Raw genomic sequence first — 20,344 nt, 5'->3', positions numbered from 1 at the left:
CATGGTTGTAATGTCAGCGCCCGCTAAGCCGGGCACTACAGGACAACGCGAGTCCGCTCCGGTAGACGTCACGGCGAGCCCGTGGGTCACGATCGTGTGGGACGACCCGGTCAATCTGATGACCTACGTGACGTATGTGTTCCAGAAGTTGTTCGGCTATAGCGAGCCGCACGCCACCAAGCTGATGTTGCAGGTACACAACGAAGGCAGGGCGGTGGTGTCGGCCGGCAGCCGGGAGTCCATGGAAGTCGACGTGTCCAAGCTGCATGCCGCCGGGTTGTGGGCGACCATGCAGCAGGACCGCTGATCCTCGAGGGCTTCGGCGATTACCTGTGCGCAAGTGGAAGCGCGTCGAGACCGCGGACGGTCCCCGTTTTCGGTCCGCCCTGGCGTCTCATGAGGCGGCACTGCTGAGAAACCTGGCCACAGCCATGGTCGGGTTGCTCGACGAGCGTGAATCCTCCGCGCCCGCAGACGAACTCGAGGAGATCACCGGCATAAAGACCGGGAACAGCGATCCCCCGAAGGATCCGACTCTGCGCCGGCTGCTGCCCGATTTCTTCCGTCAAGACGACGATCACGCGCTGGGCCCCGACGATGCGGACAGCCTCAACGCCGCGCTGCGCAGCCTGCACGAGCCCGAGATCATCGACGCCAAACGCCTTGCGGCACAACGGTTGTTGGACACCGTTCCCAGTGGCGGCGGACGGTTCGACCTCACCGGGGAGGATGCGAACGCCTGGGTCGCGGCGGTCAACGACATCCGGCTGACGCTGGGAGTGATGCTCGAGGTCGGCCCGGAGGGACACGAGCGCCTGCCCGCCGATCACCCGCTGGCCGTGCACTTCGACGTTTACCAGTGGTTGACCGTGTTGCAGGAGTACCTCGTCCTGGTGCTGATGGGGAACAGATGACCCAGTTGGCTGCCGGATGAACGCCATCACCGACGTCGCGGGTATCCGCGTCGGCCACCATCACCGGCTCGACCCCGACGCGACCCTCGGCCAAGGATGGGCCCGCGGGGTCACCGTCGTGCTGACCCCGCCCGGGACCGTGGGCGCGGTCGACTGCCGCGGCGGCGCGCCCGGTACCCGGGAGACCGACCTGCTGGACCCGGCCAACACCGTCCGGTACGTCGACGCGGTGTTACTCGCCGGCGGCAGCGCCTACGGTCTGGCCGCCGCCGACGGCGTCATGCGCTGGCTCGAGGAGCGGGAACGCGGCGTGGCGATGGACGGCGGGGTGGTGCCCATCGTGCCCGGCGCGGTGATCTTCGACCTGCCCGTCGGTGGCTGGGACCGACGCCCGACGGCGGAGTTCGGCTACCTGGCCTGCGAAGCCGCCGTGGGCCGCGCGGATGCGCCGGCGGTGGGGAGCGTCGGCGCCGGCGTCGGGGCGCGTGCCGGGGTGCTCAAGGGCGGCGTCGGGACGGCCTCGACGGCGCTGCCGTGCGGGGTGACCGTCGGCGCGGTGGTCGTGGTGAACTCCGCCGGTGATGTCGCTGACCGGGCCACCGGTCTGCCGTGGATGGCGGACTTGATCGAGGAGTTCGCCCTGCGGCCGCCGCCGTGCGAGCAGGTCGACGCCTTCGCCCGCCTGCCGACCGCGTCCGGCCCGCTCGAGAACCCGCTCAACACCGTCATCGGGGTGGTGGCGACCGACGCGGCGCTGAGCCCGGCCGCGTGCCGGCGCGTCGCCGTCGCCGCCCAGGACGGGCTGGCGCGCACCATTCGGCCCGCGCACACCCCGTACGACGGCGACACCGTGTTCGCCCTGGCGACGGGGGCGGTAGAAGTGCCGGCCCCGCCCGACGCGCCCGCCTCCTTTTCGCCGGAGATGCGGCTGGCCGCGGAGGTGGGTGCCGTCGCGGCCGACTGCGTCGCGCGTGCGGTGCTGGCCGGCGTCTTCGCCGCCGATCCGGTCGCCGGCATACCGACCTACCGCGACATCTTGCCCGGGGCGTTCGCCCCATGAGGGGTTCGCCACCGCCCGCGCCGGTAACCTGCAGCTATGGGTAAGACCACCCCCAAGGGACGCCCCGGCGCACCGGCCAAGCAGCCGAAGCGGCCCGCGTGGGTGGTGGGCGGGACGACGATCCTCACCTTCGTCGCCCTGCTCTACCTGATCGAGCTCATCGACCAGCTGACCGGGCATTCCCTGGACGAGAACGGCATCCGGCCGCTCGAAGCCGACGGCCTGTGGGGAATCATCTTCGCGCCGGTCCTGCACGCCAACTGGCAGCATCTGATGGCCAACACGATCCCGCTGTTGGTGCTGGGTTTCCTGATGGCGCTCGCCGGTCTCAGCCGGTTCATATGGGCCACTGCGATCGTGTGGATCCTGGGCGGCTTCGGCACCTGGCTCATCGGCAACGTGGGCAGCGCCTGCGGTCCGACCGACCACATCGGGGCCTCCGGCCTGATCTTCGGCTGGCTGGCCTTCCTGCTCGTGTTCGGGATCTTCGTGCGCAGGTTCGCCGACATCGCGATCGGGCTGGTGGTGTTGTTCGCCTACGGCGGCGTGCTGCTGGGCGCCATGCCGGTGCTCGGCAGATGCGGTGGGGTGTCGTGGCAGGGGCACCTGTGCGGTGCTCTCGCCGGCGTCGTCGCTGCCTACTGGTTGTCCGCACCGGAACGTAAGGCCCGCGCGAAGAGAAAAGCCGGCACCGCGTTGCCGCGTCCCAAGACATGAGCTCGCCGATGGCGCCCGTCGGGATCTTCGATTCCGGCGTCGGCGGGCTGACCGTCGCGCGGGCAATCATCGACCAATTGCCCGACGAGGACATCGTCTACGTCGGCGACACCGGCCACGGGCCATACGGTCCGCTCACCATCCCCGAGGTCCGCGCGCATGCGCTCGCCATCGGGGACGACCTCGTCGAGCGCGGGGTCAAGGCGTTGGTGATCGCTTGCAACACGGCGTCGGCGGCATGCCTGCGGGACGCGCGCGAACGCTACGACGTACCGGTCGTCGAGGTGATCCTGCCGGCGGTGCGTCGCGCGGTCGCCACGACCCGCAACGGCCGCATCGGCGTCATCGGCACGCAGGCCACCATCAACTCGCACGCGTACCAGGACGCGTTTGCCGCCGCCCGCGATACCGAGATCACCGCCGTGGCGTGTCCGCGCTTCGTCGATTTCGTCGAGCGGGGCGTGACCAGCGGGCGCCAGGTGCTCGGGCTGGCCGAGGGCTACCTCGAACCGCTGCAGCGCGCGCAGGTCGACACACTGGTGCTCGGGTGCACGCACTATCCGCTGCTGTCCGGGTTGATCCAGCTCGCGATGGGCGAGCACGTGACGCTGGTGTCGAGCGCCGAGGAAACCGCCAAGGAGGTGCTTCGGGTGCTCACCGAACGTGAGCTCCTGCGCCCTCATGACGCCCCGCCCGCGACACGGGTCTTCGAGGCGACCGGCGACCCCGAGGCGTTCACCGCGTTGGCGGCGCGGTTCCTGGGCCCCGCGGTCACCGGCGTGCAACCCGTTCACCACGTGAGAATTGAGTAGTGCTGATGGCGGCGAGATTCTCATCACACGAATGCGGCGATGTTTTCGTCACGGTCCTACCGGGCATGGCACAGTAGTGTCCGTGCGAATAACCGTGCTCGGCTGCTCGGGCAGCGTGGTGGGGCCGGATTCGCCCGCGTCGGGTTATCTGCTTCGGGCACCGGATACACCGCCGTTGGTCATCGACTTCGGCGGCGGCGTGCTGGGCGCGCTCCAGCGCTATGCCGATCCCGCCTCCGTGCACGTGCTCTTGTCCCATCTGCACGCCGACCACTGCCTCGATCTGCCCGGCCTGTTCGTGTGGCGGCGCTACCACCCGTCGCGGCCCAACGGCAAGGCGTTGTTGTACGGCCCCGGCGACACCTGGTCCCGGCTGGGCGCGGCATCGTCACCGTATGGCGGTGAAATCGACGACTGCTCAGACATTTTCGACGTTCGGCACTGGGTCGACGGCGAACCGGTCACGCTCGGCTCGCTCACGGTGACGCCGCGGGTAGTGGCCCACCCGACCGAGTCGTACGGCCTGCGGATCACCGATTCGACCGGCGCCTCGCTGGTCTACAGCGGTGACACCGGCATGTGTGAGCAACTGGTCGAGCTGGCCCGGGACGCCGACGTCTTCCTGTGCGAAGCCTCCTGGACGCATTCGCCGGACCGTCCGCCCGCGCTCCATCTGTCGGGCACCGAGGCCGGCCGGGCGGCGGCGCAGGCCGGCGTTCGCGAACTGTTGCTGACGCACATCCCGCCGTGGACCTCGCGGGAGGACGTGATCAGCGAGGCCAAGGCCGAGTTCGACGGCCCCGTGCATGCGGTGGTGTGCGGCGAGACGTTCGACATCCGCCGCTCCGAAAGGGTCTGAGCACCCCGCGTTAGGGTTGGCGTCGTGACGAGACGAGAAGACGGTCGCCTTGACGACGAGCTTCGCCCCGTGGTCATCACCCGGGGATTCACCGAGCACCCAGCGGGGTCGGTGCTCATCGAGTTCGGGCACACCAAGGTCATGTGCACCGCCAGCGTCACCGACGGGGTGCCGCGCTGGCGCAAAGGATCGGGTCTCGGCTGGCTGACCGCCGAGTACGCGATGCTGCCGTCGGCCACCCACACGCGCTCCGACCGCGAATCCGTGAAGGGACGCTTGTCCGGCCGCACCCAGGAGATCAGCAGGCTGATCGGCCGGTCGCTGCGGGCCTGCATCGACCTGGCGGCGTTGGGGGAGAACACCATCGCCGTCGACTGCGACGTGCTGCAGGCCGACGGCGGCACCCGGACCGCCGCCATCACGGGTGCCTTCGTGGCGCTGGCCGACGCCGTGACGTACCTGGCCGCGGCGGGCAAGTTGTCCGATCCCCGGCCGTTGTCCTGCGCCATCGCGGCCGTCAGCGTCGGGGTGGTCGACGGCAGGATCCGGGTGGACCTGCCGTACGAGGAGGACGCGCGGGCCGAGGTCGACATGAACGTCGTCGCCACCGACACCGGGACGCTCGTGGAGGTGCAGGGGACCGGCGAGGGCGCGACCTTCCCGCGCTCGACGCTGGACAAACTGCTCGACGTGGCGCTCGCCGCCTGCGACAAGTTGTTCGCCGCCCAACGCGAGGCGCTGGCACTGCCTTATCCGGGTGAGTTGCCCGAGAGTGGCCCGGCGCCCAAGTCTTTCGGCAGCTGACACCCGCGTTGGCGACGGAGCGCCGAAGCGTCCGGTGGCTCAGCTCGCGCCCGCCGCGATCACCTGGTCCACCTCGAGGGCCCGGTCGGCCATCTCGGCGTGTGCCTTGTCCAGAGCCTCGGCCTGGTCTTCGTCGGCCTTCATCAGCGCCTCGATGTCGACGCCCGCCATGTCGTGGACACCCATGTCCCGGAAGGCCTTCTGCACCTTCTCGCCCCACAGCCCGATGTCCTTGACGATCGGCACGATGCGGCTGAACAGGTGTGACCGGAACTGGATCATCAGCGGGGACGTGTCGACCCACTCGGCGCACGCTTGGACGTCCAGGCCGAGGGTCTCGAAGACCTCCTCGCCGCGGAACCGGTCGCGCATCAGGTAGCAGGCGTCCACGACGAACTCTTCGCGCTCGTCCCGCTCGGCCTCGGTCAGCGCGGAGTAGTAGTCCTTCAGTGAGATGCGGCCGAACGCGACGTGCCGGGCCTCGTCCTGCATGACGTAGGCGAGCACCCCCTTGGCCAGCGAGTCGGGCGCCGCCATGTCACGCAGCACCCCGAAGGCGGCGAGGGCAAGCCCCTCGATGAGCACCTGCATGCCGAGGTAGGGCATGTCCCAGCGGGAGTCGTGCAAGGTGTCGTCCAGCAGTGCGGTCAGGTGCTTGTTGATCGGGTAGACCACCCCGACCTTCTCCTGCAGGAACCGCGAGAACGCCTCGACGTGTCGGGCCTCATCCATGGTCTGGGTGGCCGCGTAGAACTTCGCGTCCAAGTCCGGGACGACCTCGACGATCTTGGCCGCGCACACCATCGCGCCCTGCTCGCCGTGCAGGAACTGCGAGAACTGCCAGGCCTGGAAGTGCTGGCGCATCTCGGCGCGACGTGCGTCGTCTGCGGCGTCCCACATCGGGCTGCCGAACAGCGGATGAAATTCGTCGGGCAGCCCAACCGGGTTCATCGGGTCGACGTCTTGCGCCCAGTCGATGCGCGACTGGGCATCCCACTGCTTGTCCTTTCCCTTTTGGTAGAGGGAAAGAAGTCGGGCGCGCCCTTCGTCGTACTCCCAGGTGAAGCGCGCGTTGCCGGTGCTGGGCACCTCCCACGAGTACGGGGAGGGCACGTCGGTGTACTTGTCCCTCGTGGTCATGAGCCGTCCCTCTCTGCCTGGTATGACCAGTGGTCATATGACGTGTATCACAGTGCGCCGCGCTCGGCGGGGCTGTCAAGCCTTTCGACGTCGGAGGTCCTGGTCGGACCCTGGCCGGGCTGAAGGGGGCGCCGCCGATTCCGGCTAATTTGTTGTCGTACGCGTGGGTGGCTCTTGGGGAGGCGACGGCATGGATCGGACCAACCGGTGACCGAGTTGCTGGTCGCCAGCCGCAATACCAAGAAGCTGGCCGAATTGCGCCGGGTGCTCGACGCGGCCGGCTTGACGGGGCTGAGGTTGTTGTCTCTGCGCGACGTGGCCCCCTTCGACGAAGCGCCCGAAGACAGCGCGACCTTCGAGGACAACGCGTTGGCCAAGGCGCGGGACGCCTTCGCCGCGACGGGCCTGGCTTCGGTGGCCGACGATTCCGGTCTGGAGGTGGCCGCGTTGAACGGCATGCCCGGGGTGCTGTCGGCGCGCTGGTCGGGCCGGCACGGCGACGACGCGGCGAACACCGCGCTGCTGCTGGCGCAGTTGCGTGACGTGCCCGACGAACGGCGCGGTGCCGCCTTCGTGTCCGCCTGCGCCCTGGCCGGCCCGGCCGGCGAGGTCGTCGTACGCGGCGAGTGGACCGGCAGCATCACACGAGAACCGCGGGGGGATGGCGGTTTCGGCTATGACCCGGTCTTCGTGCCCGACGGCTCCGACCGCACCGCGGCGGAGCTCAGCCCCGAGGAGAAGGACGCCGTCTCCCATCGCGGTCGCGCTCTCGCGCTGCTGGTACCGGCGCTGCGCGAGCTGGCCTAGGGTGTTCGCAGCGTCGGGCCGGCAGCGTACGAGCCCTACAGCCCGAAGCGCGCCTTGACGTCCCTGGTCTGGAAGTGCTCGACGATGATCCCCAGCAGCGGGATGGTCCCGGCGAGCAGCACACCGATCGTCTTGGCAATCGGCCACCGCACCTTGACCGCCAGATTGAACGCGGTCAGCACATAGATGAAGTACACCCAGCCGTGGACCACCTCGATCCAGCGGATCTCGTGGTGCAAGACGAGGTGCGAGACGATCTCGTAGCACAGCGCGATCAGCCACAGACCCGTCGCCCACGCCATGACCCGGTAGCCGAGCAACGCGGTGCGGATCTTCTCGACGGGGAATGCCGACGCCGACGCCTCGGGCGTCTCCGGTGTGGTCATGCGGTGGTCCTGTTCTGTTTCTCGGTGTCTTGTTTGGCAAGCTCGGCCAGGTAGGCGTTGTACTCCGACAGCGCGGGATCGTCAGACGGTGGTTGCATCGGCCTGGGGCGCTCGGGCAGCAGGCCGGCGGGTATCTCGGTGAGCCCGGTGCCACGCGCGGGTTCGGGCGGCATCTCTTCGTAGCGCACGTATTTGCGGTACGCGTAGACGCAGAACCAGGCGAACAGCGGCCACTGCAGTGCGTAGCCGAGGTTCTGGAACGTGCCCGATACCGACTGGAACCTGCTCCATTGCCACCAGCCCAGCGCAAGGCAGCCGCAGGCCGCGACGATCACCAAGGCGATCAGCGCGGGCCTGCGACGACGGGTAGTGGACACCCCTTGACGGTACCGCTCACGATTTGGGTCCGACGAATTCATCGAGGCATGTGACCGACGGGTCCGTCCGCGAACTGAGCGGTACGATCGGCAAGCTGCGGGCGTGATGAAATCGGCAAACATGCCGGCTTTAGGTGCCGGTGCTCGGAAGAGCTTGAGGGTTCGAGTCCCTCCGCCCGCACTCCGATATCGCGATCGTCAGGCGTCAAACCGTCCGTGCGGGGTACATGCACTGCACTGGACACGAGGAGACGCCATGGCCACCGGAAACCAACCACTCGAGGACGCCCTTACCGCGAAGGACGTAGAGCGTGCCGAGCGCAGGGCCGCGGCGGCCCGCGAACGCGCGGCCCAAGCCGGGCTGTCGGCCGCGCGCAGCTTCGAGGAATCGGCCCTCAGGCACGAAGAAGTCGCACGGGTGCAGGACGAGACGGTTGAACAAGGCGTGTCGCATGTCGACGTGCACCGCGAATCGGCGGCTCACCATCGCGAATTTGCCGCCGAGGACCGCAAGCTCGCCGAGTTGAAGCGTAAGGAGTCCGAGGCCGACCTCGCCGTGGACTAAGCGTCCAGGAAGCGCGCGCGAACCTCCGGTGGCGGCAACGGACACGTGTCGTGTTTGCCGAAGATGCGATAGCGGACGCCGGCGAACTTGTCGTAGAGCCAGTCGCGCAGGGGAGTGGGGATGACGCGGGCCGCTCGGAGCAGCTTCCACGGCCCGCCGAGGTAATCGACCACCCGCATGGCGGCGGCGGACCGGACGGCGACGCGTTCAGCGGGCCGGCCGGGCTGGTCGACGAACACCATCGAGTCCACCTGCCCGATAGCCGGATGCCGATCGAAGACGGCCCGGGCGAAGTCGCTGTCGAGCGCCGCGAAGCGCAGGGTGCCGTTCGGGTCGAACCGGAGGATCGTCTGAACCGCCGAGTTGCAGACGCCGCAGACCCCGTCGTAGAGCAATACCGGCGACGCCGACGATTCACCGCTCACACAACCAGGCTACTAGCCGCCCGCCGCCGACCCTGGTTTGACCTTTGGTAAGGCAACCCTTAGTTTTGCGGTAACTTATCCAGCGGAGGGTCCGCCGGGCCGTTCTCTCGGTGAAGTCGTCGCGGCCCTGCGTGCCGCGGGGAAGGACCGCTGATGGCACGCGGGTTCCAGGGTGTGATGTTGCGGAGCTTCGGTGCTCGCGACCACACCGCAACGGTGCTCGAAACCGTCCCGATCGCACCACATTTCGTGCGGGTGCGGATGATGTCACCGACATTGTTCGAAGACGTGGATGCCGAACCCGCCGCGTGGCTGCGGTTCTGGTTCCCAGACCCGGACGGATCCAGCACCGAGTTCCAGCGCGCCTACACGATCTCGGAGGCGGACGTCCCCGGCGGCCGCTTCGCCGTCGACATCGTGCTGCACGAGCCCGCCGGCCCGGCGTCCAAGTGGGCGCGCACCGTCCAGCCCGGCGCCACGATCGCCGTCATGGCGCTGATGGGCTCGTCGCGTTTCGATGTGCCCGACGAGCAGCCGTCCGGCTATCTGCTGATCGGCGATTCGGCGTCGATCCCGGGCATGAACGGGATCATCGGAGTCGTCCCCGACGACGTGCCGATCGAGATGTATCTCGAGCAGCACGACGAGAATGACGTCCTGATCCCGGTCGCGCGGCACCCGCGGCTGCGCGTGCACTGGGTGCCCCGGCGTGACGAGACATCGCTTGCGGCGGCGATCGAGAACCGGGACTGGTCCAACTGGTACGCCTGGGCCACGCCCGAGGCGACCGTCCTCAAGCACGTCCGGACGCGGCTGCGCGATGAATTCGGCTTTCCCAAGTCCGAGGTACACGCCCAGGCGTACTGGAGCGCCGGGCGTGCGATGGGCACCCACCGCGGCAACGAGACGGGGCTCGCGGATGACCCTGTGCGCGAGCGGGTTTCGGCGCCAGAGCCAGTCGACCGTGCACCCGTTTCGGCGGCGCGCGGCAGGTGGCGTGCCCAGGGCGCCGGCCGATTGCTGGGGCCGCTGCGCTGGGCGTTGATCCTCTCCGGTGTGTTGCAGGCCGTCATCACGGTGGTGCAGCTGGCGCCGTTCGTGTTGCTGGTCGAGCTGGCCCGGCTGCTGGTGGCGGGGGCGCCCGCGGCACGCCTCTGGGACGTCGGGATCGCGGCCGTCGCCCTGCTGGGAACGGGCACCGTGCTCGGTGCGGCGCTCACGCTGTGGCTGCACGTCGTCGACGCGCGGTTCGCCGCGCACCTGCGTTCGCGGTTGCTGCGCAAGCTCTCTCGCCTGCCGCTGGGTTGGTTCACCGCGCGCGGATCGGGCTCGATCAAGCAGCTGCTGCAGGACGACTCGCTGTCGCTGCACTATCTGGTCACGCACGCCATCCCCGATGCCGTCGCGGCGATCATCGCGCCCGTGGCGGTGCTGATCTACCTGTTCGTCGTCGACTGGCGCGTCGCGCTCGTGCTGTTCCTGCCCGTCGTCGTGTACCTGGCGTTGACCTCGTCGCTCACGATCCAGTCGGGCCCGCGCATCGCGCAATCACAGCGCTGGGCCGAGAAGATGAGCGGGGAGGCCGGCGCCTACCTGGAGGGCCAGCCGGTGATCCGCGTCTTCGGTGGCGCGGCCGCATCCGGCTTCCGGCGCCTCCTGGACTCCTACGTCGAATTCCTGGTCTCGTGGCAACGCCCACTGGCCGGCAAGAAGACGCTCATGGACCTGGTCACCCGCCCCTCGACCTTCCTGTGGCTCATCGCCCTCACGGGCACGCTGCTCACCATCACGGGGCGGATGAACCCGATGAACCTTCTGCCATTCCTGTTGCTGGGCACCACGTTCGGCGCGCGGCTGCTCGGCATCGCCTACGGGATGGGTGGCATCAGCGCGGGCATGCTGGCCGCCCGGCGCCTGCAGAACACGCTCGACGAGCCCGAGCTGGCGCTGCGTCAGCCGGACGGGTCCGCAGATCCGTCGGCGACGGTGGTGTTCGACGACGTCAGCTTCGGCTATCGACCGGGTGTCCCGGTGATACGGGGGGTCTCGCTGACGCTGCGCCCGGGCACGGTCACCGCACTCGTCGGGCCGTCCGGGTCCGGCAAGTCGACGCTGGCCGCCCTGCTCGCCCGCTTCCATGACGTCGAGAGCGGCGCCATACGCATTGGCGGACAGGACATCCGGTCGATGACCGCTGATGAGCTCTACACGAAGGTGGGGTTCGTCCTGCAGGAAACCCAGCTGGTGCACGGCACCGTCGCGGACAACATCGCCCTGGCCGTCCCGGACGCCACCGCGGCGCAAATCGAGGAGGCCGCGCGCCAGGCGCAGATCCACGACCGGATCATGCGATTGCCGGACGGCTACGACACCGTGCTCGGAGCGGGCACCGGACTGTCGGGCGGTGAACGGCAGCGGCTCACCATCGCTCGCGCGATCCTGGCGGACACCCCGGTGCTGATCCTCGACGAGGCCACCGCGTTCGCCGATCCGGAGTCGGAATACCTTGTCCAGCAAGCCCTCAACCGGCTAGCCCAGGACCGCACCGTGTTGGTGATCGCCCATCGATTGCACACCATCACCGGCGCCGACCAGATCGTCGTGCTCGACCACGGGCGGATCGCCGAACGAGGCACGCACGACGAGCTGCTGGCCGCCGACGGCCGCTACCGACGGCTGTGGGACGGCGGCCGGCGGGATCGGGTGGTCGCGACGGCCCGGGAGGGGGCGCGATGATCCGCACGTGGTTGGGCCTGGTTCCGGCGGATCGCCGCGCCCGGGTGATCACCTACACCGCGCTCGCACTGGCCTCCGTGGCGGTACGCGCAACGGCGACCGTATTGCTGGTGCCACTGGTGGGCGCCCTGTTCGGCGACGCCCCGGAGCGCGCACTGGTGTGGTTGGGGTGGCTCACCGCCGCCACCGTGATCGGCTGGGTCATCGACACCGCGACAGCGCGCATCGGCTTCGAACTCGGTTTTGCCGTGCTCGATCACAGCCAGCACGACGTGGCGGACCGGTTGCCCCGGGTGCGGTTGGAGTGGTTCACCGCCGAGCGCACCGCGACCGCGCGGCAGGCGATCGCCGCCACCGGGCCGGAACTGGTCGGTCTCGTCGTCAACCTGCTGACGCCGTTGACCTCCGCCATCCTGCTGCCCGCGGCCATCGGGCTGGCTTTGCTCCCGATCTCCTGGCAGCTCGGGCTGGCCGCGCTGGGCGGTGTACCGCTGCTGCTGGGTGCGCTGTGGGCGTCGGCGCGGCTGGCCAGGCGCGCGGATGCCGCGGCCGACGAGGCCAACAGCGTGCTCACCGAACGGATCATCGAATTCGCCCGCACCCAGCAGGCGTTGCGGGCAGCGCGACGGGTCGAGCCGGCGCGCAGTCTGGTCGGCGACGCGCTGGCCGCGCAGCACGGGGCGACCATGCGGTTGCTGTCCATGCAGGTTCCCGGCCAGCTGCTGTTCAGCCTCGCCAGCCAGCTGTCGCTGATCCTGCTGGCCGGGGCGACCGCGGTGATGACCGTGGACAGGACCGTCACCGTCCCCGAAGCGATCGCCCTCATCGTGGTGATCGTGCGCTACCTGGAGCCGTTCACCGCGATCAGCGAGCTGGCACCGGCGTTGGAGAGCACCCGCGCGACGCTCGGCCGCATTCGCGCCGTCCTCACGTCGCCGCTGATGAACGCCGGGACCGCCACGTTGCCCAGCGCCGCGGCGCCCCGCATCGAGTTCGACGACGTCACGTTCAGCTATGACGGCGCGACCGCGCCGGTGCTCGACGGGGTGAGCTTCACCTTGGAGCCGGGCAGCACGACGGCGATCGTCGGGCCGTCGGGATCGGGCAAGAGCACCATCCTGGGCCTGATCGCCGGCCTGCACGAACCCGGTCGCGGCCGCGTCTTGATCGACGGCGTCGACGCGGTGTCGCTGGACGCCGACTCGCGGCGGGCGGCGAGCGCTGTCGTGTTTCAGCATCCGTACCTTTTTCACGGGTCGATCCGTGACAACGTGTTGGCCGGCGATCCGGGCGCCGGCGAGGAGCAGTTCGCCCGGGCCGTGGCGCTGGCCCGCGTCGACGAACTCATTGCGCGACTGCCCGAGGGCGCTGCCACGGTGGTCGGCGAGGCCGGCTCGGCGCTGTCCGGCGGTGAACGCCAACGGGTCAGCATCGCGCGGGCGCTGCTCAAGCCGGCGCCGATATTGTTGGTCGACGAGGCGACCAGCGCGTTGGACACCGAAAACGAGGCCGCGGTGGTCGATGCGCTGACGCTCGACCCGCGGTCGCGCACCCAGGTGATCGTCGCGCACCGCTTGGCCAGTATCGGCCACGCCGACCGCGTCCTGTTCCTCGACGAGGGCCGGGTGATCGAGGATGGAACGGTGGCCGAATTACTCGCGGCGGGTGGGCGTTTCGATGAGTTCTGGCGCCGGCAGCGCGAGGCCGCCGAATGGCGGATTCTCGCCGACTAGCCCACTGTTGCCGACCGCGGCTCTTGCGGTATGCCTTACAGTTTGTCAGTCGGACGGGGCTGTCCGGGAACAGGAGGCGTGCTGTTTCATGAGTGCTGTGGTGTCGATTCCGCGGTATCCCGGCGACGTGACACCGGAGTGGTTGTCGGCCGCGCTCAGTCAGCGTGGCACATCCGTGCAGGTTGCCGACGTCGACGTGGTCGCCATCGGCACCGGGCAGACCGGCGCAACCTACCGGGTCTCCGCGCGATACGCGACGGATCCCGGCGACCTGCCGCACACGTTCGTCATCAAGCTGCCGGCGCAGGACGACACGGTGCGCGACCGGGTGGTCATCGGATATCGCAGCGAATGCGCGTTCTACTCGTCTGTCGCGGACCGGGTGCAGGTGCCGACGCCGCGCTGCTTCTACTCCGAGATCACCGAGGATGCCATGGAATTCGCGTTGCTGCTCGCCGATCAGGCCCCCGCGGTCCAGGGCGATCAGCTCGCGGGGTGCGGGGAGCGAGAAGCGCGCCTCGCGGTTACCGCCCTGGCCGGCCTGCACGCGCCCAGCTGGTGCGATCCGGTCTGGCTGGATTTCGCGGGCGTCGCGTTCGGCAGGCCGGATGAAGCGGGCGCGGGCGGCATGGGCGAGGTGGCGAAGATGAGTGCTGACATCACGCTGGACAAGTTGGGCGATCGGATGAGCGCTCAAGATCGCGATACCTTCAGCACCGCAATGGGATTGATCACGCCGTGGCTGCTTTCCGAATACGACCGGTTCGCGCTGCTGCACGGCGACTATCGTTTGGACAACCTGCTGTTCGATCCGGACCTAACCCGGGTCAGCGTGGTCGACTGGCAGACGCTCGGCGTCGGATTGCCGGCCAGGGACCTCGCCTACTTCACCGCGACCAGTCTCAGCCCCCAACTGCGCGCGAGCATCGAAGAACAGCTGGTCGCCGACTACCATCGCGCTCTGACGGTGGGCGGTGTCACCGGTTACGACGCCGAAACGTGTTGGCGTGATTATCGACTCGGGGTACTGCAGGCACCGCTGATTTCGGCGCTGGGGTTCGCGTTCGCCGCCGCGACCGAGCGCGGCGACGACATGGTGCTGGCCATGCTCGGCCGCGGCTGTCAGGCGATCCGCGAGCTGGGGACGCTGGAGCTGATCGGCTGACGCCTCAGAGGTCGCCGGTGAAGTCCGCGCTCGTCCAGCGGTCCGGGCGGATGGTGTACATGACCTCTTCCACACCCTCCATGCTGCGGATGAACGCCCGCCCGCCCTCCTCGCCGAGGTAGCGGATGGCGACGGCCTCCTGAACGTCGGCCGGTGCGGGCTTGGCGGTGTCGACAATGGTGCCCTCGACCACCACGTACTGGTACGGCACCTCCTCGCGCTGGACCACCAGCGTCACCTTGCCGGCCCGATCGATCAGTCGGGCCTTGCGGCTGGCCGCCCCGGTCATGATCCGGATGTCCCCACCGGGGGTGTAGTCGTACCAGATGGGCACACTGGCCGGCGGCCGGCCGTCGGCGGCGTCGACGGACAACACCGCCACGTGCGTGGCGGCCAAGAACTCCTGACGTTCGCTCTCGGTGAAGGCTTTCATGTGGCCTGCAAGCGCCGATGCCGCGAATCTATTCCCGAGCTGCCGATCAGTACTGCGTCGACCCCTGGTCGACGGGGATCCTGGCCGCGGTGACCTTGCGGGATTCGTCGCTGGCCAGCCAGCACACGGTGTCGGCGATCTCCTCGGGCTCGGCAACCCAGTCCGGCAGGAACGGCGTGAGCACGTGCGACAGCTGCGGGTTGGTCTCCATCGTGTTGGCCACGGCCGCGACCATGTCGCCCGTCCCCATCGGAGTGTTCACCGGCCCGGGATGAACGCTGTTCACCCGGATCGAATGCTTGCCCAGCTCGGCCGCGAAAGCCCGCGCCATCCCGGTGACGGCGTGCTTGCTGGCGGTGTAGTGAATCATGAACGGCTGCATCTTCATGCCGGCCGCGGAGCTGATCAGGATGATGGATCCGCCCCGCCCGCCCTCGATGATCTTGTCCGCGCCGGCCATCACGGTGTTCCAGGTGCCGGTGACGTTGATGTCCATGACATCGCGGAAGTTCTCCGGCGTGATGTCGTTCCAGGCCTGCGGAGCCGCGACGCCGGCGTTGGCGACGATGATGTCCAGCCGCCCGAACGCGGCGACGCCGTCCTCGACGGCCCGGCGAAGCGCGTCGAAATCCCGCGTGTCCACCACCGAGGCGATGATCCGACGGTTCGTTTCCTCAACCAGGCGAACGGTCTCGGCCAGGTCGTCGGGAGTCGCCGGATCGTAGGGGACGCAGGACGGGAGCTTGCCGGCGATGTCGACGGCGATGATGTCGGCCCCCTCGCGCGCGAGGCGAACCGCGTGCGCCCGGCCCTGCCCGCGCGCCGCTCCGGTGATGAATGCGACTCTGCCTGCAAGCTTTCCGCTCATAGCTGCTCCTTTACTGGGTTCGGCCACCCCGTCAACGCTGTGCCGCCTTGATGAGATTGGACCCGATGATCAATCGCTGAATCTCGCTGGTGCCCTCGTACAGCCGCAGCAGTCGCACGTCGCGGTAGATGCGCTCGACCGGGACGCCGTGCATGTAGCCGCTGCCGCCGTGGATCTGCACCGCGAGATCGGCGACGTTGCCGGCCATTTCGGTGCAGAACAGTTTGGCCGCCGACGGCGCGACCCTGCGGTCTTCGCCCGAGACCCAGAGGCGGGCGGCTTCGCGGACCAGCGCGCGGCCGGCCAGCACCCCCGTTTGCTGGTCGGCGATCATCGCCTGCACCAACTGAAAGTGCCCGATCGGCGTGCCGCCCTGCGTCGCGGTGGCGGCGTAGGAGACCGATTCGTCGAGCGCGCGCTGAGCGGCGCCCACCGCGAGGGCGGCGATGTGGACCCGGCCGCGGGCCAGTGAGGTCATCGCCGCCCGATAGCCGATGTCCTCGCTTCCGCCGATGAGAGCGCCGCCCTCGACGCGGACATCGTTGAAGGTGACGTCCGCGGTCCACGCGCCCTCCTGACCCATCTTGGCGTCCTTGGCGCCGACTTCGACGCCCGGCGACACTGCCGGGACCAGGAACACCGCGATTCCGGGTCCCTGGTCATCCGCGGGCCGGGTGCGCGCGAACACCACGAACAGATCGGCGACGGGCGCATTGGTGATGAAGCGCTTCTGCCCGGAGATCACCCAATCATCCTCGTCGCGAACGGCTTTCGTTCGCAGGCCGGCCGGGTTGGAACCGGCGCCGGGTTCGGTCAAGGCGAAGGAGGCGACGACGTCGCCGGACGCCATCGACTCCAGCCAGCGGGCCTTCTGCTCGTCGGTGCCGAAGCCGACCAGCACCTGCCCGGCGATGCCGTTGTTGGTGCCGAACATCGATCGCAGTGCCAGCGAGGTGTAGCCCAATTCCATGGCCAGCTCGACGTCTTGCATCAGGTTCAGCCCGAGGCCACCCCACTGCTGGGGGATCGCGTACCCGAACAGGCCCATCTTCTTGGCCTGGTCGCGCAGATCGTCGGGCACCCGGTCCTCGGTCAGGATCTCCTGTTCGCGCGGGACGACCGCGGTGCGGACGAAGTGCCGGGTCTGGGCGAGGATCTCCCGAAAGTCGTCGTCGGAGACCTCGGGTCGTTCTGCGGTGGTCATAGGCGGGTCGCTCCCTGTTCGACATCTCGTTGGTAGCGAGTCGCTCAGCCGCGGTCGGCCGGCCAGCTCAGCGGCCGGGTGTGAACCCGGCATCGGAGCAGATCCTATATGAAATATGATATTCGACGGTCGGGGCGTCCCCGGCGGGAAGCACAGGGAGGCGGGAATCAGGTGTCGTTGCTGGACGGTCGAACCGCGGTCATCACGGGCGGTGCACAAGGCCTGGGTTTCGCCATTGCGCAGCGATTCGTTGCCGAGGGTGCCCGCGTCGTGCTCGGCGACCTGAACGTTGGGGCGACCGAAGCCGCCGCTGCGCAGCTGGGCGGCAGCGATGTCGCGTTGGCGAAACAGTGTGATGTCACCCGGGCCGCAGAGGTCGAAGCCCTCATCTCGACCGCGGTCGAGAGTTTCGGCGGCCTTGACATCATGGTCAACAACGCCGGGATCACCCGCGACGCGACCATGCGCAAGATGACCGAAGAGCAGTTCGATCAGGTCATCGACGTGCACCTGAAGGGCACGTGGAACGGAACCCGGCTGGCCGCGGCCGTCATGCGGGAGAACAAGCGCGGCGCCATCGTGAACATGTCGTCCGTCTCGGGCAAGGTCGGCATGGTGGGCCAGACCAATTACTCGGCGGCCAAAGCCGGGATCGTCGGCATGACCAAAGCCGCGGCCAAAGAGCTTGCCTACCTGGGAATCCGGGTGAACGCGATCGCCCCCGGGTTGATCCGGTCGGCCATGACGGAGGCCATGCCACAACGCATCTGGGACCAGAAGGTGGCCGAGATCCCCATGGGCCGCGCCGGTGAACCCAGCGAGGTCGCCGGCGTCGCTCTGTTCCTGGCCTCCGATCTGTCCTCATACATGACCGGCACCGTGATGGAAGTCACGGGCGGCCGGCACATCTGAGCGAGGGATGATGCGCGAGACGGTCATTTGTGAACCGGTACGGACCCCGATCGGCCGCTACGGTGGCATATTCAAATCGCTGACCGCCGTCGACCTGGGCGTCACCGCCCTGAACGGCCTGCTCGAACGAACCGGCATCGCGCCCGAGGCGGTGCACGACGTCGTCCTCGGCCACTGCTATCCCAACAGCGAGGCGCCGGCGATCGGACGGGTGGTGGCCCTGGACGCCGGCCTGCCCGTGACGGTTCCCGGAATGCAGGTCGACCGCCGCTGCGGGTCGGGTCTGCAGGCGGTCATCCAGGCCTGCCTGCAGGTGGGCAACGGCGATCACGATCTCGTCGTCGCCGGCGGCTGCGAGAGCATGAGCAACGTCGCCTTCTATTCCACCGACATGCGTTGGGGCGGTGGGAGAACCGGTGTCCGCGTGTATGACGCGCTCGCGCGGGGGCGCACCACCGCCGGCGGGCGCCACCACCCCGTGCCCGGCGGCATGCTGGAGACGGCCGAGAATTTGCGCCGCCAGTACGGCATCTCGCGTCTGGAGCAGGACGAGCTCGCCGTGCGGTCGCACCAGCGGGCGGTGGCCGCCCAGAAGGACGGCATCCTGGCGGAGGAGATCATCCCGGTGGCGGTGCGCACCCGCCAGGGCGAGGAGCTGATCGACACCGACGAGCATCCGCGCGCCGACGCCTCGGTGGAGTCGCTGGGCAAACTCAAACCCGTTCTGCTGAACGAGGATCCCGAGGCGACGGTCACCGCCGGCAACGCCAGCGGTCAGAATGACGCGGCGTCGATGTGCGTGGTGACCACGCCCGAGAAGGCGGACGAATACGGTCTGACGCCGTTGGTGCGCCTGGTGTCATGGGGGCTGGCGGGGGTGGCGCCCCACGTCATGGGCATCGGGCCCGTGCCCGCGACCGAGGCGGCGCTCGGCAAGGCGGGCCTGCGGCTGTCCGACATCGACGTCATCGAACTCAACGAAGCCTTCGCCGCCCAAGCGCTCGCCGTGATGCGGGAATGGAATTTCGGCGCCGCCGACCACGAGCGGACCAATGTGCACGGATCGGGCATCTCGCTGGGCCACCCGGTCGGCGCGACGGGCGGGCGGATGCTGGCCACCCTGGCCCGCGAGCTCACCCGGCGTGAGGCCCGCTACGGGTTGGAGACCATGTGCATCGGCGGCGGCCAGGGTCTCGCCGCGGTGTTCGAGCGGGTCGCCCCGAAGTGACCGGGCCCCTGAGTGGTCTCACCGTCGTCGAGGTGTCCAGCTTCGTCGCCGCCCCTCTGTGCGGCATGACGTTGAGTCAGCTTGGTGCCGAGGTGATTCGGATCGACCCGATCGGTGGCGCTTCCGACGTGCAGCGGTGGCCGCTGGCGGAGGACGGTACGTCGATCTACTGGACGGGGCTGAACAAGGGAAAGCGCTCGGCCACCATCGATTTGCGTTCCTCGGAAGGACAAGACCTGGTCCGGCGGCTCATCGTCGAGGGGGACGGTGTGGTGGTGACCAACGCCGCCGGCTTGCCGTGGCTCAGCTACCAGGCCCTGGCAGACGGGCGCCCCGACGTCATCCACGTGCAGCTGCTCGGGCGTGGCGACGGGTCGACCGGGGTCGACTACACGGTCAACGCCGGCATCGGTTTCCCGCTCGTCACCGGCCCGGCCGATCATGCCGGCCCGATCAACCACGTGTTGCCGGCCTGGGATGTCTGCTGCGGCTTGTACGCCGCGCTGGCCGTCGTCACCGCACTCCGCCGCCGTGACGAGTCCGGTGCGGGCACGCGGATCAGCCTGGCGCTCGAGGATGTCGCGCTGGCCACCGCCGGAAACCTGGGACTGTTGACCGAGCCGCAGGTCACCGGCTCCCAACGCCAGCGACTGGGCAACGCCATCTACGGCCAGTACGGCCAGGACTTCGCCAGCCGTAACGGTGCCAGGTTCATGGTTGTCACCTTGACCCGCAGGCACTTTCGCGACCTCGTCGGCGTGACGGGCACCGGCGCCGCGGTGGACGCGCTCGTCGACGCGTTGGGCGTCGACTTCGAATCCGAGGGTGACCGCTACCGCTATCGCGACGTGCTGTCCGGGCTGTTCGCCACCTGGTTCGCCGACCACACCGCCGAGGAGATCATCGCCGCTCTGTCGGCAACCACGGTGTTGTTCGAGCGGTATCGCACCTTCGCCGAGGTCGCGGCGGGCCCGAAGGTGACCGGGAACCCGCTCTTCTCCCGATTGCGTCAGGAGGGCCTGGGGGAGTACTTCGCCCCCGGCCTGCCGGTTGCGTTCGACGGCGCCCACCCCGCCGGCGCACCGGCGCCCGCCCTGGGTCAAGACACCGCCGAGGTCCTGCAGCGGCGCCTGGGCTTGACGCCCGGCGACATCGACCGCCTGACGGACGCGAAGACAATCGCTTGCTGAGCAAGCCGA

At 68.9% G+C, this 20,344-nt stretch carries 22 protein-coding genes and 1 tRNA gene; 16 read left to right on the top strand and 7 right to left on the bottom strand.

What is annotated here, in order from left to right; translation table 11 throughout:
* The first annotated feature begins 1 nt into the window (after position 1).
* The 7 genes from clpS to rph all read left to right on the top strand — a co-directional run bounded on the left by clpS (position 2) and on the right by rph (position 5,166).
* Positions 2-307, top strand: coding sequence for an ATP-dependent Clp protease adapter ClpS (clpS, locus tag A9X04_RS16585; protein ID WP_067922479.1), 306 nt, complete (start codon positions 2-4; stop codon positions 305-307).
* 25 nt (positions 308-332) lie between these two features.
* Positions 333-914 (top strand): DUF2017 domain-containing protein, encoded by a 582-nt coding sequence (locus A9X04_RS16580; RefSeq protein WP_067922476.1) that lies wholly within the window; start codon positions 333-335, stop codon positions 912-914.
* A gap of 16 nt (positions 915-930) precedes the next feature.
* Positions 931-1,974: a P1 family peptidase gene (locus A9X04_RS16575; protein WP_067922473.1), complete on the top strand. Its 1,044-nt coding sequence runs from the start codon at positions 931-933 to the stop codon at positions 1,972-1,974.
* Between the two features lie 36 nt (positions 1,975-2,010).
* Positions 2,011-2,691, top strand: coding sequence for a rhomboid family intramembrane serine protease (locus A9X04_RS16570; protein WP_067922470.1), 681 nt, complete (start codon positions 2,011-2,013; stop codon positions 2,689-2,691).
* Positions 2,688-3,503, top strand: coding sequence for a glutamate racemase (murI, locus tag A9X04_RS16565; RefSeq protein ID WP_067922467.1), 816 nt, complete (start codon positions 2,688-2,690; stop codon positions 3,501-3,503). Before A9X04_RS16570 ends, murI begins: the two co-directional genes overlap by 4 nt.
* A 76-nt stretch (positions 3,504-3,579) precedes the next feature.
* Positions 3,580-4,362 carry a cyclic nucleotide-degrading phosphodiesterase gene (locus tag A9X04_RS16560; protein WP_067922464.1) on the top strand — a complete coding sequence of 261 codons (783 nt, stop codon included), beginning with the start codon at positions 3,580-3,582 and terminating at the stop codon, positions 4,360-4,362.
* Positions 4,363-4,386: 24 nt separating this feature from the next.
* Positions 4,387-5,166 (top strand): ribonuclease PH, encoded by a 780-nt coding sequence (rph, locus tag A9X04_RS16555; protein WP_067922461.1) that lies wholly within the window; start codon positions 4,387-4,389, stop codon positions 5,164-5,166.
* 39 nt (positions 5,167-5,205) lie between these two features.
* On the opposite strand, the gene A9X04_RS16550 is transcribed toward rph, so the two are convergent.
* Entirely contained in the window at positions 5,206-6,306 is a 1,101-nt protein-coding gene (locus A9X04_RS16550; RefSeq protein ID WP_067922458.1) for a ferritin-like domain-containing protein, read from the bottom strand.
* A 207-nt stretch (positions 6,307-6,513) separates the two neighbouring features.
* Here A9X04_RS16550 and rdgB point away from each other — a divergent pair, with 207 nt between their 5' ends.
* Positions 6,514-7,113 carry an RdgB/HAM1 family non-canonical purine NTP pyrophosphatase gene (rdgB, locus tag A9X04_RS16545; RefSeq protein ID WP_067922455.1) on the top strand — a complete coding sequence of 200 codons (600 nt, stop codon included), beginning with the start codon at positions 6,514-6,516 and terminating at the stop codon, positions 7,111-7,113.
* Between the two features lie 35 nt (positions 7,114-7,148).
* On the opposite strand, the gene A9X04_RS16540 is transcribed toward rdgB, so the two are convergent.
* The gene (locus tag A9X04_RS16540; protein WP_067922452.1) at positions 7,149-7,499 is read right to left on the bottom strand and encodes a DUF3817 domain-containing protein; all 351 of its coding nucleotides are present in this window, start codon (positions 7,497-7,499) and stop codon (positions 7,149-7,151) included.
* Positions 7,496-7,876: a hypothetical protein gene (locus A9X04_RS16535; RefSeq protein WP_067922450.1), complete on the bottom strand. Its 381-nt coding sequence runs from the start codon at positions 7,874-7,876 to the stop codon at positions 7,496-7,498. The genes A9X04_RS16540 and A9X04_RS16535 overlap by 4 nt, the downstream gene beginning before the upstream one ends.
* A 97-nt stretch (positions 7,877-7,973) precedes the next feature.
* On the opposite strand from A9X04_RS16535, the gene A9X04_RS16530 reads away from it, so the two are divergent.
* Together A9X04_RS16530 and A9X04_RS16525 are read left to right on the top strand one after the other, a co-directional pair.
* A tRNA-Leu gene (locus A9X04_RS16530) sits at positions 7,974-8,057 on the top strand.
* Between the two features lie 75 nt (positions 8,058-8,132).
* Entirely contained in the window at positions 8,133-8,441 is a 309-nt protein-coding gene (locus A9X04_RS16525) for a hypothetical protein (RefSeq protein WP_067922447.1), read from the top strand.
* On the opposite strand, the gene A9X04_RS16520 is transcribed toward A9X04_RS16525, so the two are convergent.
* Positions 8,438-8,866: a thiol-disulfide oxidoreductase DCC family protein gene (locus A9X04_RS16520; RefSeq protein ID WP_067922445.1), complete on the bottom strand. Its 429-nt coding sequence runs from the start codon at positions 8,864-8,866 to the stop codon at positions 8,438-8,440. The genes A9X04_RS16525 and A9X04_RS16520 overlap by 4 nt on opposite strands.
* Before the next feature lie 153 nt (positions 8,867-9,019).
* On the opposite strand from A9X04_RS16520, the gene A9X04_RS16515 reads away from it, so the two are divergent.
* From A9X04_RS16515 to A9X04_RS16505, 3 genes are all read left to right on the top strand, one after another.
* Entirely contained in the window at positions 9,020-11,602 is a 2,583-nt protein-coding gene (locus A9X04_RS16515; protein WP_067922442.1) for an ABC transporter ATP-binding protein/permease, read from the top strand.
* Positions 11,599-13,335, top strand: coding sequence for an ABC transporter ATP-binding protein (locus A9X04_RS16510; RefSeq protein WP_067922522.1), 1,737 nt, complete (start codon positions 11,599-11,601; stop codon positions 13,333-13,335). The genes A9X04_RS16515 and A9X04_RS16510 overlap by 4 nt, the downstream gene beginning before the upstream one ends.
* 88 nt (positions 13,336-13,423) lie before the next feature.
* Positions 13,424-14,500 (top strand): phosphotransferase family protein, encoded by a 1,077-nt coding sequence (locus tag A9X04_RS16505; RefSeq protein WP_067922439.1) that lies wholly within the window; start codon positions 13,424-13,426, stop codon positions 14,498-14,500.
* A 4-nt stretch (positions 14,501-14,504) separates the two neighbouring features.
* Here the strand turns inward: A9X04_RS16505 and A9X04_RS16500 are convergent, their stop codons facing one another.
* Genes A9X04_RS16500 through A9X04_RS16490 form a run of 3 tightly spaced genes read right to left on the bottom strand, consistent with a single transcriptional unit; the run spans position 14,505 to position 17,005 of the window.
* Entirely contained in the window at positions 14,505-14,933 is a 429-nt protein-coding gene (locus A9X04_RS16500) for a pyridoxamine 5'-phosphate oxidase family protein (protein ID WP_067922435.1), read from the bottom strand.
* 46 nt (positions 14,934-14,979) lie between these two features.
* Positions 14,980-15,801 carry a mycofactocin-coupled SDR family oxidoreductase gene (locus tag A9X04_RS16495; protein WP_067922432.1) on the bottom strand — a complete coding sequence of 274 codons (822 nt, stop codon included), beginning with the start codon at positions 15,799-15,801 and terminating at the stop codon, positions 14,980-14,982.
* A 31-nt stretch (positions 15,802-15,832) separates the two neighbouring features.
* Positions 15,833-17,005 carry an acyl-CoA dehydrogenase family protein gene (locus A9X04_RS16490; RefSeq protein WP_067922428.1) on the bottom strand — a complete coding sequence of 391 codons (1,173 nt, stop codon included), beginning with the start codon at positions 17,003-17,005 and terminating at the stop codon, positions 15,833-15,835.
* 108 nt (positions 17,006-17,113) lie between these two features.
* On the opposite strand from A9X04_RS16490, the gene fabG reads away from it, so the two are divergent.
* From fabG to A9X04_RS16475, 3 genes are read left to right on the top strand one after another with little or no spacing between them, the layout of a single operon-like run.
* Positions 17,114-17,917 (top strand): 3-oxoacyl-ACP reductase FabG, encoded by an 804-nt coding sequence (gene fabG, locus A9X04_RS16485; RefSeq protein ID WP_067922425.1) that lies wholly within the window; start codon positions 17,114-17,116, stop codon positions 17,915-17,917.
* A 10-nt stretch (positions 17,918-17,927) separates the two neighbouring features.
* Entirely contained in the window at positions 17,928-19,145 is a 1,218-nt protein-coding gene (locus A9X04_RS16480; RefSeq protein ID WP_067922519.1) for an acetyl-CoA C-acetyltransferase, read from the top strand.
* The gene (locus tag A9X04_RS16475; RefSeq protein WP_067922422.1) at positions 19,142-20,335 is read left to right on the top strand and encodes a CoA transferase; all 1,194 of its coding nucleotides are present in this window, start codon (positions 19,142-19,144) and stop codon (positions 20,333-20,335) included. Before A9X04_RS16480 ends, A9X04_RS16475 begins: the two co-directional genes overlap by 4 nt.
* The last annotated feature ends 9 nt before the right edge of the window (positions 20,336-20,344 follow it).

Source organism: Mycobacterium sp. E3247 (assembly GCF_001667785.1).
Taxonomy (GTDB): Bacteria; Actinomycetota; Actinomycetes; order Mycobacteriales; family Mycobacteriaceae; genus Mycobacterium.
This window is presented reverse-complemented; position numbering and strand designations above follow the sequence as displayed.